The 14,782-nt window shown below is 33.8% G+C and carries 14 protein-coding genes and 2 pseudogenes; 2 read left to right on the plus strand and 14 right to left on the minus strand.

Annotated features, from left to right (window positions below; genetic code table 11):
- Position 1 precedes the first annotated feature (1 nt).
- The 6 genes and pseudogenes from dprA to SO785_RS03835 form a co-directional block, all read right to left on the minus strand.
- Entirely contained in the window at positions 2-859 is an 858-nt protein-coding gene (gene dprA, locus SO785_RS03810) for a DNA-processing protein DprA (RefSeq protein ID WP_003547135.1), read from the minus strand.
- 61 nt (positions 860-920) lie between these two features.
- Positions 921-1,673: a ribonuclease HII gene (locus SO785_RS03815; protein WP_011254306.1), complete on the minus strand. Its 753-nt coding sequence runs from the start codon at positions 1,671-1,673 to the stop codon at positions 921-923.
- Positions 1,663-2,517, minus strand: coding sequence for a ribosome biogenesis GTPase YlqF (gene ylqF / locus SO785_RS03820; RefSeq protein WP_003547131.1), 855 nt, complete (start codon positions 2,515-2,517; stop codon positions 1,663-1,665). Before ylqF ends, SO785_RS03815 begins: the two co-directional genes overlap by 11 nt.
- Before the next feature lie 33 nt (positions 2,518-2,550).
- Positions 2,551-4,152 carry a cation:proton antiporter gene (locus SO785_RS03825; protein WP_025079755.1) on the minus strand — a complete coding sequence of 534 codons (1,602 nt, stop codon included), beginning with the start codon at positions 4,150-4,152 and terminating at the stop codon, positions 2,551-2,553.
- Positions 4,153-4,196: 44 nt separating this feature from the next.
- A complete protein-coding gene (locus SO785_RS03830) occupies positions 4,197-4,427 on the minus strand; it encodes a YozE family protein (protein ID WP_003547128.1) in 231 nt (76 codons plus the stop codon).
- Between the two features lie 2 nt (positions 4,428-4,429).
- Positions 4,430-5,280: pseudogene (locus SO785_RS03835) on the minus strand (DegV family protein).
- Between the two features lie 119 nt (positions 5,281-5,399).
- Here SO785_RS03835 and trhA point away from each other — a divergent pair.
- Positions 5,400-6,065 carry a PAQR family membrane homeostasis protein TrhA gene (gene trhA / locus SO785_RS03840; protein WP_021874078.1) on the plus strand — a complete coding sequence of 222 codons (666 nt, stop codon included), beginning with the start codon at positions 5,400-5,402 and terminating at the stop codon, positions 6,063-6,065.
- 39 nt (positions 6,066-6,104) lie between these two features.
- Here trhA and SO785_RS03845 read toward each other — a convergent pair whose 3' ends face one another.
- Entirely contained in the window at positions 6,105-7,304 is a 1,200-nt protein-coding gene (locus tag SO785_RS03845) for a CCA tRNA nucleotidyltransferase (protein ID WP_003547116.1), read from the minus strand.
- An 83-nt stretch (positions 7,305-7,387) separates the two neighbouring features.
- On the opposite strand from SO785_RS03845, the gene SO785_RS03850 reads away from it, so the two are divergent.
- A complete protein-coding gene (locus SO785_RS03850; RefSeq protein ID WP_003547115.1) occupies positions 7,388-8,275 on the plus strand; it encodes a YitT family protein in 888 nt (295 codons plus the stop codon).
- A 32-nt stretch (positions 8,276-8,307) separates the two neighbouring features.
- Here SO785_RS03850 and SO785_RS03855 read toward each other — a convergent pair whose 3' ends face one another.
- The 7 genes and pseudogenes from SO785_RS03855 to SO785_RS03885 all read right to left on the minus strand — a co-directional run bounded on the left by SO785_RS03855 (position 8,308) and on the right by SO785_RS03885 (position 14,734).
- Positions 8,308-9,555 carry a tetratricopeptide repeat protein gene (locus SO785_RS03855; protein ID WP_003547113.1) on the minus strand — a complete coding sequence of 416 codons (1,248 nt, stop codon included), beginning with the start codon at positions 9,553-9,555 and terminating at the stop codon, positions 8,308-8,310.
- A gap of 87 nt (positions 9,556-9,642) precedes the next feature.
- Positions 9,643-9,918 carry an HU family DNA-binding protein gene (locus SO785_RS03860; RefSeq protein WP_003547110.1) on the minus strand — a complete coding sequence of 92 codons (276 nt, stop codon included), beginning with the start codon at positions 9,916-9,918 and terminating at the stop codon, positions 9,643-9,645.
- 163 nt (positions 9,919-10,081) lie between these two features.
- Complete coding sequence (gene der / locus SO785_RS03865) at positions 10,082-11,389, minus strand: ribosome biogenesis GTPase Der (protein WP_011254303.1); 1,308 nt, start codon at positions 11,387-11,389, stop codon at positions 10,082-10,084.
- Between the two features lie 85 nt (positions 11,390-11,474).
- Positions 11,475-12,686, minus strand: coding sequence for a 30S ribosomal protein S1 (gene rpsA / locus SO785_RS03870; RefSeq protein WP_003547091.1), 1,212 nt, complete (start codon positions 12,684-12,686; stop codon positions 11,475-11,477).
- Between the two features lie 84 nt (positions 12,687-12,770).
- Positions 12,771-13,433, minus strand: a complete 663-nt coding sequence (cmk, locus tag SO785_RS03875; RefSeq protein WP_011254302.1) for a (d)CMP kinase — start codon at positions 13,431-13,433, stop codon at positions 12,771-12,773.
- 50 nt (positions 13,434-13,483) lie between these two features.
- Positions 13,484-13,945: an SAG1386/EF1546 family surface-associated protein gene (locus tag SO785_RS03880; protein ID WP_003547087.1), complete on the minus strand. Its 462-nt coding sequence runs from the start codon at positions 13,943-13,945 to the stop codon at positions 13,484-13,486.
- Positions 13,946-14,045: 100 nt separating this feature from the next.
- A pseudogene (locus SO785_RS03885) lies at positions 14,046-14,734 on the minus strand (ECF transporter S component).
- Positions 14,735-14,782: the final 48 nt, after the last annotated feature.

Raw genomic sequence — 14,782 nt, forward strand, 5'->3', positions numbered from 1 at the left:
TTTAACAATTGTCAAATCTTTCCGTTTTAAATTTAAAATCTACAATTGGCATTGCCCCAGCTTCTATTAACTGATTGGGCCCTGCAGAAAGTGAGCTAGTAATTGGACCAGGGACTGCGTAAATATCACGATTTTCTTGTAAAGCCAGGCTTACTGTTATTAATGAGCCAGACTTTTCCCTTGCTTCCGTAACAATTATACTTTTACTTAATCCGGCTAATATTCTATTACGCTCAGGAAATCTATATGGTCTAGGCGGTGTATCTGGTAAATATTCACTAATTATTAATCCTTTTTGCTTAATTTGATTTTGCAAATCAACATTTTCTTTTGGATATGAATAATTTAATCCATTGCCTACAACTGCAATTGTTTTACCATTATTTTTCAAAGTAGCGATATGTGCTAAGGCATCTACTCCTCTAGCTAATCCACTAGCTACAACAATATTTTGTTCAATCAAATTAGGAACTAATCTTGTAATAACATCTTTACTGTATCCAGTAGGATAACGTGATCCAACAATTGTAGTTATCTCTTTATTAAGTAATGAAATATCTCCTTGTGCAAACAAAATTATCGGTGGACGATAAATCTGCCGTAATTTTTCAGGATATTCTTTATCAAAAAAACCAATTACCTCACATTGGCGGTAAATTTGTGTGACTAATTTATCAAGTTTTGAATCTTGAAATGCTCGATAACATGCCATCATTAATTTTTCTGGTAAATCTAAATTTTCCAGATCATTCAAATTAACTTCTGACTTATTATCTAATTTATTAGCAATTGTCAGCAACTTTACGTAGCCAATTCCCTTTTGCAGTTTAAGTTTTAATAAAAATTTTGTCTTTTTCATAAAAAAGAGCCTCCCCTTTTTATTACGTAAAAAAGGGTGTTTTTTCTTAAAAAGCTAATTTTTACTTAAAAAAATCACTCACTGGTGCAAAAGTTTTTCGATGAATATGTGTTGGACCATATTGTTTTAATGCATCAATATGTTCTTTAGTTCCATAGCCTGCATTTCTAGAAAAACCATAATGTGGATAAATTTTATCATAATCATCCATTAATTTATCACGAAACACTTTGGCTACAATAGAGGCAGCAGCAATTGAATTAGATTTCGCATCTCCTTTAATCAATTCAATCTGTGGCAAATCAACCGGTACATTCATTGCATCAACTAATAATGCATCAGGCTTAATATCTAATGCATTAACAGCTTGTGCCATTGCCTGACGATCTGCTTCATAGATGTTAATTTGATCAATTACCTGTGCATTTTTCACGCCTACTGCAACACTAACTGCTTCTTCAAGAATCTTAGGATAAAGTTTAAGTCGCTTTTCTGGTGACAATTTCTTAGAATCATTAACATCCAGTAAATCAAAATCTTGATCAATAATTACTGCTGCAGTCACAACCGGCCCGGCTAAAGGACCACGTCCTACTTCATCCACTCCAGCTACTAACTGACCTTTTTGCCAAAATTGCTTTTCATATAAAAATCGTTCTAAAAACGCCTGTTTTTTTTCGAATAGCTTTTTCTGCTTTTTACGATAACTAATTAATAATTTTTGTACGCCAGAACGCGAATCTTTTTCTAAATTAGCAATTTCCTCTTCACTTACATCGCCTTTTAGTAATTCTTTAATTTCTTTAATTGTCATATTCATCCGGTCTATCTAAAGTAATCCTGCCAATTGCACCTTTACGAAGTCGTTGCAACATAAACAACGAAAAACGATCATAATCATCTCGCATACCGTATTTTTCAGTCATTGCTAATAAGATATCTGCATCCGATAAATTTTCAATATCTGCACTATTTAACTTAGAAAATTTAATTAAATCTTTTAAATAATATTCGCGTAATCTTTCTAAAACATATAAAGCTACATCGTCAGCATGAAAAATACTATCTTTGATTGCACCAAATGCGGCAAGTTTATAACCAACAGTTTGATCAGAAAACTTAGGCCATAAAATCCCAGGCGTATCTAACACTTGAATATTAGCACTTGTTTTAAGCCATCTTTGACCTTTAGTCACTCCTGGTTTATTTCCCACTTCAGCGACATTACGACCAACTAACCGGTTAATAATAGTTGATTTGCCACAGTTTGGAATTCCTGCCAAAGCAATTCTAATAGTTGGATTAGAAGCTCCTCTTGCTTCTAATTTTTTAGTTTTATCAGATGCAGCTTTCTTTACCAATGAAATTAATTTTTGCATATTGGTATTATGAAGCGAATCTAGTGCCAAAACGTACTTATCTGGTCCACTAAATTTTTCAGCCCATTTTTTAGTTAAAATAGGGTCAGCTAAATCTGCTTTATTTAAAATAATAATATGCGGTTTATTTCCCACCAATTCTTCAATCATTGGATTTCTAGATGATTCAGGAATTCTTGCATCTAATACTTCTACTAAAACATCAATTAAATTTAACTTATCTTCTAATTGATTACGTGCCTTATTCATGTGACCCGGATACCATTGAATTGTTGCCATATTAGTTAATTCCTTTCTTTTGTTTTAACTTTATCAATCAATTTCTTCATCGCCCAAGAAAATAACTTCAGCAATCAAAATTTCACGATATAAAACTAAAAAACCATGTCTGTATTCGCGTTCTTGCTGCACAATTCTTCCTAAATAGTTACGTTCCTGCCTAAACGCATAACGATACACTGTCGCTCTAAAATCTTTTTCATCCTCAGGCAATTCTTTTTGTTTAGCAGTATATTTAAGCTCTTTAATAAAATCTTCTATTGAAGTTTGATTCATCTGTGCCCGCAAATCAAATTCTAATTGCTTTTTTATCTTTTTAGGCAAATAAATTTTATTCATTTGCTCCATTGCATATTGAACCATTTCTACCCGTACACGATCAACTTCTTTTCTTTGATCTAAATCTGGTTTATCTGGTTCAAGAATAAATCTAAATAAAATTGTAGGTACAATCATACTTAACAAAATTAATGTAATTTCACTTATTAAAATCAAGTGTAAATCTGCAATATTGACACTCATTTCACTTAAAGTGTATGCTAAAGCAAAAGTAACAGCACCGTGGATGCCACCTAAACTAAAAATCCAAGCATCTTTTGAACTTATTTTTCCCTTAATTAAAGGAGAAAAACGACAATACAAAAATCTAACTATTAAATTGGCAAGATACAGAATTATACCAATTATAATTGCTTCAATTGTTTGTTTATTAAAGACATCCTCACGCATAGAACGAACAATAATAATACCCAATACAATAAATACTATACCGTTTAAAATATCAGTTAATAATTGTGAAATTTGTTTACTATTATAAAAAATGGCTGCATTAGTCAAACGGCTGCGCTCCGATTCCACATTATGGACTAATCCAGCAGCCACAACAGCAATAATACCAGAAACATGTATCTCTTCTGCTAAAAAATAGATAAAAAATGGCGTTAATAAAAACAAAATTTCTATAGACATTAAAACACTATTAGCTAAATGATATTTTGATCGCGGACTTTTTTGTCGTAAAAAAATTAGTAAAATAGCAATTAATACACCAAAAATTATTCCACCGCCGGCAGAATACAAAAAATTGCCTATGGCAGCTCCAACGCGTAGACGTTGATGAATATACCAATCAACACCCATATTTAACAAAATGATACCTGAAGCATCGTTAAAAAGTGATTCATCTTTTAGATAAAATTCTATTTTTTTAGGTAACTTTAAGCCATGCGTTACAGATTCCGTAGCTGTAGCATCAGTCGGAGTTGATATTGCAGCTAAAATAAATGACAAAGGCAAGGACACACCTAAACTTAGATAAATACCAAAACTAGCTGTAATAGTTGCCAAAACAATCATTATTACTGTTAATCCAAGGATTGCTCGCCAACTTCTTAATATACTGTATAGCCGTGTTCTTTGTCCTTCAAAAAATAAAAGGGGTGCAACAATTAACCCCATAAAAACCTCAGAGCTAAAATTTTCAATTAATAAATTAGTTTGAGGAATTAATGCCAGAATCATTCCCATTGCCATTGCAATGTAATTAACAGATATTATCTTAAAAAAACGTTGCTGGATCATTGTTGAAAATGCTACTGCCAACATAATGATCCCTATAAAAACCATTATTTTCATTCTTACACCTCCAATAAAAAAGCCCAGGCTTTTTAGGCTTGGGCTTAATACATCATTTTTTCTTCATACATTTTATATGCACGATCAAAAACTGACATGCTTGGTAAATAACTAGCATTAAGTTCTAAATAATCTGATAATTCTTCATAATCTTGTTCTTGCTTAGGAAAAGTCAGATCATGTTGTGCATTATTAGCAAATTGAGCTACTTCATCTGACGAATCAGCATCTCTTTGTGTCATCAAATAACGATAAAAACTTTCTCGATAAGCCATAGTTACTCCAAATAATACAATATTGCATAAGCCCCGTTACCAGCATGTGTAGCAATAATTGGACTAGTTTCTGCAACAAGAATATCAATATCAGGATTGATTTCTTTAATTTTATCAGCTAGTTCTTGCATTTGTTCTGGCGTGTCTACATAAGAAATTCCTATTTCTTTAATTCTATCTTTGTTGTCTGCAATTTCTTTTAATACACGTTCATCAAATGCACGAGTAAACTTTTTGCCTCGACCTTTTTTATAAACTTGTAACTCGCCTTTAGGCATTTGAAGTGAAATTCTAATATTTAACATAGTAGCAATTCGACCAGATACAGCACCCAGACGACCACCTTTAATTAAGTTTTGCAAGTTAACAACCATCATTTCTAACTTCTGGTTGTCACGAATTTTTTAACATGGGCGATAATTTCATCCATGCTCTTGCCGGCTTGGCTATCTTTAGCTGCAGCTAATACTTGAAAACCTTCAGCCCTATCAGTGAGTTCTGAATCAATGATTGTTACATTATCTGTTTGACCTGCTATTTCAACAGCTTGTCTTGCAGCATCAACAGTTCCGCTAAGTGCTTTGGCCAAAAAAATGCCTATAACTTGACTACCATCAGCAGTTAATTTTTCAATTGTTTCAACAAAACGTCCAATCGGAGGTTGACTAGTCTTGGGCAAAGACTCAGCTTCATTCATCTTTTTAACAAAATCGCTTCTAGTAATATCAACCCCGTCGATATAAGAATGCCCATCAATAGTAATTGTTAATGGTACTACCGTAATATTATATTTTTTAATTTCTTCTGGTGTTAATTGGACAGAAGAATCCGTCATAACTTTTATCTTTGACAACGTATTCGCCTTCAATTCTAATTTATTTCCCTTGTTTTATGATAAAATGTGAGCAATATATACTAAGTATTGTATCAAAAAAATTACATAAGAAAAAAGGATTGATTAGGTATTACATTATGAAAATTAATCAACTTTGGCAAGAGCCTAAACAAAGATCTAAAAGATATTATCTTTTAGATAACATCTTTAGTGCCATTACCCACGGTATCGGCTTTGGATTAGCAATAGCAGGATTAGTAGTTTTAATCGTTAAGGCAGCTCATACGGGCAGTCCTATGCGAATTGTAACATTTACTATTTATGGAGCGTGTTTAGTTTTACTTTATTTATTTTCCACTTTATATCATAGCTTGGTCTTCACCCGCGCTAAAAATGTTTTTCAAATCTTTGATCACTCATCAATTTTTCTATTAATTGCTGGTTCATATACTCCATATTCACTAGTAGCTATTGGTGGTGTATGGGGATGGACATTATTCGGACTTATTTGGGGATTAACTATTTTTGGAATTATCTATTACGTATTTAATCGAGGAAAACACGTTATTTTCGATACGATATTATACGTAGCCATGGGATGGTTAGTAATATTGTCTGGACCATATTTATATGTCCGCCTAAGTTCAACTGGATTTTGGCTATTAGTTGGTGGCGGTATCGCTTATACTATTGGAGCAATTTTATTTAGTATGCGTAGCGTAGCGTTTATTCATACCATCTGGCATTTATTCGTTATATTGGGATCAATCTTAATGTATTTTTCTGTTTTACTATATGTTTAAAAAATGCGGAGGTTTTATATTAAACCTCCGCATTTTTTATTACTTCAATTCATCTAAATATACCTCTATTGCTTCTTGTGTATTTTCTATTTCACTTGAAACAACCAACTTACGAATATTATTCAAAGTTTCACCTAATTTAGCCCCAGGACGCATTCCCTGTTCAATTAAAAATCGACCGTCAATTGCCAATTCCGAAGACTTTTTAATTGGGAGTGCCATATATCTATCTACTAAAGCTTCTGAAGATATAGGCTGCCCTAAAATATGTGCCACATCAATTGTATTAATTAATGTTTCTTCTCCAGCTTGGAATAACTCATAATCTGTGGGTGCATGTTCAGAAATTAAATCAAACAAATTAATAATGCGCTCAACTTTTTCTGTCATTGCATTGGAATTTTTCCAAGCACGCATAAATTTACCAATACTTTCATTTGGCATCTTTAATAAAATTATGATGATTGACCACAAGCTGGTTTCCATAGTTGGACTAAACTGCAATTTAGGATAAACTGATAATAAATCTTTTTTGCCAGCAAAATTTGGTACATCCTCACTTAACTGAGTATCCAAAAAAACTTGAAAAGCCTGTCTTGAATGGGATCCTAACCCCATCTTTACAAATTCTTCACGAATTCTTTCTATCGAAATTTTCTTTAGTAACTCATGATTGTCTTTAATAGCGCGTTCTGTTTTTTCTTCAAGCTTAAATTCCAGCTGACTCATGAAACGTACAGCTCTCATCATTCTTAGTGCATCTTCATGAAATCTTGTTTCAGGATTCCCTACTGCTCGAATAACACGTTTTTTTAGATCTTCTACACCGTTGAATAAATCAATAATTTGACCACGAATATCCATTGCTAAAGCATTAATAGTGAAATCACGTCTTTTAAGGTCTTCATCAAGATTTTGCACAAAAGTCACATGATCCGGTCTTCTAAAATCTTGATAGCCTGATTCGGTTCTAAAGGTAGTAATTTCATAGCTTTCTCCTTCATAAAGAACGGTCACAGTCCCATGTTTAATACCTGTATCAATTGATTTTTCAAATAATTCTTTAACTTCTTCTGGATATGCACTAGTGGTAATATCAATATCATGAACATGTCTATCAAGTAAGACATCTCTAACTGAACCGCCCACAAAATATGCTTCAAAGCCTGCATCTTCTAATCTTTGCAAAACAGGCATTGCCTTTGTAAATATATTTGGTAAATTGTCTATTTTGATCATTAATAAAATCTCAATTCTTCTTATTCTTTAATTATCACTTTTGTCTGTTAGAATGAAGTAAAAAGCATAAGGAGGTAATCATTATGCAAAAAATCAACAAGCATACACTCATCGAAATTTGTATGATTGCACTTGGATGTGCTATTTACGGCATAAGTCTAGATATGATTTCTGTCCCTAATAAGTTAGCCGATGGAGGAATAAGCGGGATTTCCCTTATTTTGCGCCACTTCTGGGGTATTAATATGGGGTTATCTACCCTAATGCTTAATATCCCTTTAATATTGATCGGCTACCGTTTTATGGGAAAACGTGCCTTGGCTTATACCATTTGGGGTACACTTTGCCTTTCATTCTTTCTTTGGTTTTGGCGCTCAGTACCTATTATAAAACAATTAGATTTAGAACACGACCTCTTCCTTTCTGCAATTTCAGCAGGTTTACTATCTGGTTTAGGATTAGGATTAGTTTTTCGCTATAACGGAACTTCCGGCGGAACAGATATTATTGCTAGAGTTTGTCAAATAAAACTAGGAATATCTTCAGGCAAAGTACTTTTATTTTGTGATGCTGTAGTTTTATTTGCATCCTTGTCTTATTTAGATATTAAACATATGCTTTATACCTTATTAGCCTCCTTTGTTTTATCTCGTGTAATGGATACCGTCCAACAAGGTGCATACACAGCTCGGGGCCTTTTAATTATTTCTGATAAATACAAACAAATAGGACAAATGATCGATTTAAAACTAGAACGTGGTTTTACTTATCTAAATGCTCTAGGTGGCTACAAACAAGATAAAAAACGTGTAATTTATGTTGTCGTTTCTCCTAGAGAAATTGCTACCATAAAGCAATTAATTAGACAGGAAGATCCTAATGCTTTTGTTTCAATCATTGAAGTTCATGAAGCATTAGGTGAAGGTTTCACTTATAATCAGAAAAAACATCACTTTTTCATACGCAAATAAAAATAAACCGGCAAAATTGTCGGTTTATTTTTTTACAAATTATTATATAAATCTTGCATTTCAACATCTTCAGGTACAAGTTTAAGATATTTTTCAAGCAATTGTTTTGTAATATCGGTATTACTTTGTGCATTGAAAAATAAAATCATTTGTCGTAAAAAGTCTGGATTTTCTTTAAAGTCCGGATAGGCCAATAAAAATTCACTTTGGGCTTTTTCGCTATTATCTAGTCTTTCATAAGATAAAGCCATATTCCAATGAGCTTGAGGCTCTAGATTATTACTATCTAAATCTTTGAATAAAGCAATATTTTCCTTATCCTGATGATTATGTAAGTATAAATTAGATAACTGTAATCGTAAGTCACTATTATCAGGAGCGACTTTTAATCCTTTTTCTAATAACTCACGTGCAGTTGATAATTCATCCAAATTGGCAGCTGCTCTTGCACCCATTGAATACAAAGTTTCATCTAATTCATTATATGCAAGTCCTGCCTGAGCAGTTCTTAATACTTTAGTATAATCATGCTTATGCTCATAGGCCTGCGCTAATAACGGATAGGCATTTACGTAATCTGGACTTTGCTGAATGACTTCATCTAAAAATTTAATTGCACGATCATCATCGCCAACAGATAGCATTACTAAACCGGCTTCGTATTTACTATCAATATCTAAAATACTATCACCACGTTTTTTAATAATATCAGCAGCTTTTTCATAATTACCCAATTTAGCATTTGTAGCAAATAATCTTTGGTTAAGATCAATTTCACCAAATACATTTTGCCTTTGAATTAAATCTTCATACAATGCTAAGGCTTGTTCATAATCACCACTTAAATAATCTAATTCAGCTAAGCCAAATTTCACCGCATCTTCTTCGGGTGCTATTTTAAGTGCTTGTAATAGCTTGTCCTTAGCTGTCTCTATCAAGCCGCTAGTTTGATAATAATCAGCTTGTACCAGTAGACTATCTAAATAAGCAGAAGAGCCCTCAGGGACGCTATAAAGCAGTGATAAGCCATCATCTTCTTCACCATCATTTAACAGTATCTCAGCTAAATATACTTTAAATAAATCTTCATGCGGAAATTGAGAAATCAATGCACGATATACTTCTTTAGCTAGATCAGTAAAACCTAATCCTGTTAAGTTTTCTGCTAAAGATGCAAGAATTTCGGGATCATCATTATCTAAAGCATTTTTTAATAAGTGCTTACTTTGTGAAAAGTCATGATTTTGAATTGAATCGAGTAGTTGTTCTGAATAGCTCATTTTTGCCTCCAATCAGGTTTTTATTGTACTAAAAAAGACGCTAGAATCAAATTCCAACGCCTTTTTATTTATTAAGTAAATTTTATATTACTTAACAGCTTCCTTAAGAGCCTTACCTGGCTTAAATGCAGGTACTTCACTTGCTGGGATTTCGATTTCATCACCAGTTTGTGGGTTGCGGCCTTTACGTGCAGCACGGTGACGTACTTCAAAAGTACCAAAACCGATTAATTGTACCTTTTCACCCTTAGCAAGATTGTCTTGAATTGAGCCAAAGATAGCATCTACTGCAGCAGCAACTTCTTTCTTGGTCAACTTAGTCTTTGAAGCAACTTCAGAAACTAATTCAGCTTTATTTGCCATAAATAATTTCACCTCCTGAATTGAACCCGAAGTTCAAGTTTTTTTCTTTGTTTTGAAAAAACAAGGAAAAAATGATCACGACTAATCATTGTTCCCTAAAAACCAAAATATCACAAAACCCTTATTACAACAAGGTTTTTTATCAAAATTGATAATTTTTTCATTACTTTCTCTTCCGAGGAAGAATTTTAATAGGTGTTCCTGTAAAATCAAAGTTTTGGCGTAATTGATTTATCAAAAAACGCTCATATGAAAAGTGCATTAATTCTGGATCATTAACAAAGACAACAAATGTTGGTGGATTAGTGCTTACCTGCGTCATGTAGTAAACACGTAATCTCTTTCCCTTAATCATTGGTGTAGGTACCAACTTACTTGCTTCCAGAAGTAAATCATTCAAAACACTTGATTGAATACGTTGATTTTGATTGTCATAAACTTCCTTAACCATTGATGGAATCTGATCAATACGTTGACCCGTTTTAGCCGATACAAATAAGATAGGAGCATAATCCAAATATTGGAATTCACTTCTTATTTCTCGTTCAAATTCTTTAGCACTAGTGCTGTTTTTTTCAGGTAAATCCCATTTGTTAACAACGATAATAATACCGCGCCCCGCTTCATGGGCATATCCGGCTACGTGCTTGTCTTGTTCTCTAATGCCTGTACTTGCATCAAGAACTAATAAAACCACGTCTGAGCGCTCAATAGCACTCATAGCGCGCAAAACGGAATACTTCTCTGTTTTTTCGTAAACCTTACCTCGTCTTCTGATTCCAGCAGTATCCACTACTTTAAATTTAATACCATCCTTAGTAAAAGGAGTATCCACTGCATCACGAGTAGTACCTTCTTCATTGGCAACGATTACTCTATCTTCACCTAATAACTTGTTTACTAAAGAAGATTTACCTACATTCGGTCGACCAATCATACTAAATGAAATAACATCATCAGCTTCACTATCTTTTTCAGCTGGGAAATCATTAACAATTTCATCAAGTAAATCACCAATCCCCGTACCATGACTGCTTGAAACTGGAATCGGATCGCCTAATCCTAAGCTATAAAAATCATAAATATCATTTCGCTGTTCAGGATTGTCAGCTTTATTTACTGCTAAAATGACTGGCTTTTTTGTTCGATAAAGAAGACGGGCAATTCTTTCATCCAGATCAGTAACGTGATTTACCACATTGGTTAGCATGACAATAACATCAGCTTCTTCAATGGCTATTTCAGCTTGAGCACGGATTTCATCTTCGATTTTACCGCCTTCCCAGGTAATTCCCCCAGTATCGATTAAATCAAACTTATGTCCCATCCATTCAGCTTGTGCATAATTACGATCACGTGTTACACCAGGTTTATCTTCTACAATTGCTAGACGTTGATTAATTATTCTGTTAAAAAGTGTGGATTTCCCAACATTAGGTTGTCCCACGATTGCAACAACTGGTAAAACCATATTTCGCCCTCCTTCGCAAAAATATTTTTATAGTATGTATAAAAATAAAAAAAGCCGACATAGGTCGACTTTTTTATAGAAATGACTACTTACGGTCCTTTAATTGGTCACCAATGATGTCACCTAAAGCAAAGCCGTTGTCGTTGTCACTCATGTACTTCTTGTTAACTGTATTTTCGTTACGTGAACGACGTGGACGAGAATTGTGGTTATCTGATGAAGAAGAGTTTGAGTCAGCAGCCTTGATTGAAAGTGAGATTCTTCTGTCGTTAGGGTCGATATTCAAAACCTTAACTTTAACAGTTTGACCAACCTTCAAAACGTCACTTGGCTTATCAACATGCTTGTTTGAAATTTCTGAAACGTGTACCAAACCTTGGATACCATCAGCAACTTCAACAAATGCACCAAAGTTAGTCAATGACTTAACTTCACCTTCAAAAATGTCACCTTCGTTTAAGTCAGCTGTAGCTTGTTCAAATGGAGAAGGTTCAGTTTGCTTAATAGAAAGGGAAATACGATGTCTATCATTGTCAATACCAATGACTTTAACCTTGACATCCTGACCAACCTTCAAAACATCACTTGGCTTGTCAACATGCTTGTAAGAAATTTCTGAAATGTGAACTAAACCGTCAACACCACCAACATCGATGAATGAACCAAAGTTAGTTAAACGTGATACTTTACCTTCAACAACGTCACCAACAACTAATTGTGATGCAACCTTATCAAATGCTTCTTCACGTTCTTCTTCAACTAAGTCCTTGTGTGAAAGAATCAAACGGTTCTTGTTTGGATCGATTTCAGTAATCTTAAGCTTCATAGTCTTACCAATGTATGGCTTAAGATCTGAAACGTAACGGTTAGAAATTAATGAAGCTGGTAAGAAACCACGTGTACCAACATCAACGAGCAAACCGCCACGAACTGATGAAGTTACAGTACCTTCGATAGCATTGCCTTCTTCGAAGTCTTTTTGTAACTTGTCGAAAGCTTCTCTTTCCTTTAAGCGGGTAACTGAGAAGAAGAATTCACCATTTTCCTTATCGCCACCAGCTCTTCTTAATACTAAGGCCTTGAACTTGTCACCAGGCTTAACTAAATCACGTAAGTCTGCGTTACGATCTGAAGTGTATTCACGACGAGTAATAACACCTTCAACACCGGCATTTTCAACACCAACATCGATTTGGCCGTCTTCAACGTCTAATACTTCGACATCGACAATATCTCCGACCTCAACTCCTTGCATTTGCTTTAATGCGTCTAAAAATTGATTACTGTTTTCTGACATATGTACCTCCCAATATCATGTCCCATTTTAAAGGAAACTGTGATATTTTTCTACTATTTTGTGCTGTTTTTTTAAAAAAATTTTTTAATTTTCTTTGATTTTAGCTAAAATTGCATCTACAACCTGGTCAATTGACATATTTGTAGTATCAATTTCAATAGCATCATCTGCCTTTTTTAGTGGTGAAACCTTGCGATGAGAGTCTTTATAGTCTCTTTGTGCAATGTCTTGTTCAATTTCATCAACTGTTTGATTAGTTTTAATACCACGCTGTTTAAAATCTAAAAGTCGACGCTCAGCGCGAGATCTAGCTGAAGCCACTAAAAATATTTTCACTTCAGCATTAGGTAGAACGGTCGTTCCAATATCACGGCCATCCATAATTACATTAGTTTTTCCTGCCATTTGACGTTGCAAACTAACCATTTTTTCTCGTATCTTAGGCAAAGCAGAAACCTGTGATACGTTAGCTGATATTTCGGGAGTTCTAATTTCTTTAGAAACATCCTTTCCAGCTACATATACCTTTTGTTCACCATCTTCAGATTTAAGTTCAATTCCATCTTTATCAATGGCATTTAAAATTCCAGCTTCATCCCCATAATCTAAATCATGATCACGGGCAATAACTGTACATGCACGGTACATTGCACCCGTATCGATATAAACAAATGATAACTTATTTGCAATAATCTTAGCTACAGTACTTTTACCTGCTGATGCAGGACCATCTATTGCTACTTGCATCCCCACCAAAAAGAGATCTTATCATCAATCTCTTTTTCCTTTCTGAAAAATTATTTCAACTTAAGTGTTTGGCCAATATTGACGTTTGAAGAGTCTTCAAGATTATTTAATCTGGCTAATTGATCAACTGTCATACCATATTGCTCTGCAATACTAGTTAAAGTATCACCTGTTTGAACAGTATAAGTCTTAGGTGTTGTCTCTTTAGACGAGCTTGAGCTTGAACTAGATTGTGACGAACTCTTTTTAGCTGAAGAAGACGAAGTTTTCTTTTCTTTTGATGATTTAGCAGAACTAGAAGAAACCTTTTTAAGAGTTTGAACTTCCTCAGCTTTTTGAGAGTGCTTTGAAGCCAAGCGATGAACAGCTGGAATAAGAGTAATCAAAATAACTGCTAAAATTACAATAACTGCAATCCAGCGGGCTGAGCCTCTCGGTTGCTTATCTTGTGAGCTCCTCTTCTTAGTAGGCCGTTCATAATGCTGGTATGGTCCAGTTGATTTTTTATCCATCTAAAATTCCTCCATTCACTTAACGGATTAATTCTAGCATATTTTAGGTCTCTTTGAATATGAAAAATCCCATCGACTTTTTAAGTCAACGGGATTTTAATTAATTTAATTTAAATCTTTTACGTACAAACGGTTTAATAGTTTTAATTGTAGCCTCAAAAATCAAGTATATTGCTACCGCATTAATGATTCCCTTTAACAAATTAAAAGGAACAATAATACTGAAGATATATGTACTCATTGATGGTAAATGTAATAATTGACCCAAATATACTTTTTCTGTGAAATGATATAACGCACCATAACTATTAATAGTTGGTAAATTAGGTACAGCCGTCACGGCATATGCCGGCGTTAAAATAAAGGCATTAGCTAAAGCTAAAATACACGTCATTGCCAAAATACCAATAATTAAGCCTAAAATCGGTTTTAATCTGCCAACTTTTGTTTTTCTATTTTCCTGTGTTATATTTCTGCTTAAATAATAAAATGGCAACGAAAATGACATAGTGGCTAAAAAAGCAGCAATTTCACCAATTACACTTGGCAAAGCAAATCCTTCAAAGATAAGACTTAAAATCATTCTAATTAATGCCATTATTACACCTGGTATAGCACCAAATATAAACATCCCAATTGTAATGATTACATCTGAAAAATCAAACTTTAAAAACCTACTCCTGGAATAATTGGAAATGAAAATTTCATTACTACAAATGCAATACAGCCAATTAACGCATAAGCAATAGTATTAGTTAAACTGTTGACACCAGTTTTTAACTTATCCATAACTTACTTTCCTCTCTAAACAAAAAGGTCCATTGCTTCAGCAACAGA

It is taken from the genome of Lactobacillus acidophilus, from assembly GCF_034298135.1.
Classification (GTDB): Bacteria; Bacillota; Bacilli; order Lactobacillales; family Lactobacillaceae; genus Lactobacillus; species Lactobacillus acidophilus.